This window comes from Alkaliphilus peptidifermentans DSM 18978 (assembly GCF_900101495.1).
GTDB classification, from domain to species: domain Bacteria; phylum Bacillota; class Clostridia; order Peptostreptococcales; family Natronincolaceae; genus Alkaliphilus_C; species Alkaliphilus_C peptidifermentans.
Genome location: NZ_FMUS01000071.1, coordinates 1 through 1,395, shown reverse-complemented (window position 1 = coordinate 1,395; position 1,395 = coordinate 1). Strand labels below are relative to the sequence as shown.

Genomic DNA, 1,395 nt, shown 5'->3' with positions numbered 1-1,395 from the left:
TTATAGAATACATTCAACATTAGGCTATTTAAGCCCAGTAGAATTTAGAGAGCATAACCTTATAAAAACTGTCTAATTTAGTGTTGACAATCCAAAATACACTGTTCTCCGATGCCATACGACCCTTGACTCAGAGGGCGACAGGACGTCGCACCCTTATACATATCATCTGACCTCAACTGCATATTATGTAAATGTTATGTATCAGTCTTGGTACCGAAAATGTTCAGACTATTCATTAGCTGCTTTAATGTATTTCATAAGAGTGTCTATGTGCATTGGATATGTTCTTTAAATGTTCTTCAATAATCCGCGGTAGGAAGCCACGTCCTTTTGCGTATGGTTTCGGAGAACGTTTCGTGTTTGCGACGCCTTCGAGATGGACCCCAAAGATAGACCGTCTTGGCGGAACTTTGTTCCCGGTGAAGGGATGTGGTGCTCTGACCCTGCCCTTAAAACGTGTCCGCCGGCCTCCCGTAAACACATTGTTATAGGGAGTAGTGACGTCTTTTATGTATATTATACCAAATTTGTTTTAGATTTCTTCTTTGCACTTAAAGATTCATTAATGTGAACCACATGATGCCTAGTTGCTGGCATTAATATAATTCCCGATACATTTTTTCTCCCCCAAAAATCAACTAACCAATTTGAGGCTTCCACATTCAATACTGCTCCTTCATCTAATATACGTTGTAATCTATATTTATCGAATTTTCTTTTCATATCCTGAATCGAAAGATTTTTTATTATGTTCCTAGTCCTTCTTCCTACTTCAATTCGGTAATTTTTTAGTTCATGAACATTTATATGTTTACTAAATTCTATTATTTCGTTTTCAGACATTGCATTACCAGTATCTTTTATTTTTGAGTTTATTCTTTCCTGCCAATTTTCTCTATTGAAAATCTGTTTATCTCCTGTAACCAATAAGTTCATTGTTATGTCCTCTATTCTAGTTGCGTGCCAAATGCCATATGCTATTGTACGACCCTTTTCATTTCTTGAAGTTCTGAATGTGTTTTCATCTAACCCTTCCCATAGTTCATCTTCAAAAGTTTTTTTATCTATTCCAGACATAGTTGAGGAATGAATCATTGAATGTAAACTTAAGGACAAGCTTTTGCTTTCTTCAATTCTATCTGGTTTTAAGATTATTTCTCTTAATTGCTTTATTTCATTATTCCATGGCTTTAAATCCATTTGTTATGACCTCCTTCATTAGTTCCACATATGTCTGTTATCCATAATATTATCTATTAAATGGACTCTTAAGTACAACCCCGATATCACTATTTCCTATAACGGTCCCGCATTTGCGATGTCTTCGAACTGGACCCCATAGGAATACTACCTTGGCGGTGCTTGCACCCAGTGAGAAGGTGTGGTGCTGAA

At 36.5% G+C, this 1,395-nt stretch carries 1 protein-coding gene; it reads right to left on the bottom strand.

Going from position 1 to position 1,395, the window contains the following annotated elements:
• Nucleotides 1-519 precede the first annotated feature (519 nt).
• Nucleotides 520-1,203: a hypothetical protein gene (locus BLP68_RS21325; protein WP_091547763.1), complete on the bottom strand. Its 684-nt coding sequence runs from the start codon at nt 1,201-1,203 to the stop codon at nt 520-522.
• Nucleotides 1,204-1,395: the final 192 nt, after the last annotated feature.

Coding starts and splice junctions, on each gene's coding strand:
- BLP68_RS21325 (WP_091547763.1), bottom strand. CDS start 1,203: ATGGATTTAAAGCCATGGAATAATGAAATAAAGCAATTAAGAGAAATA.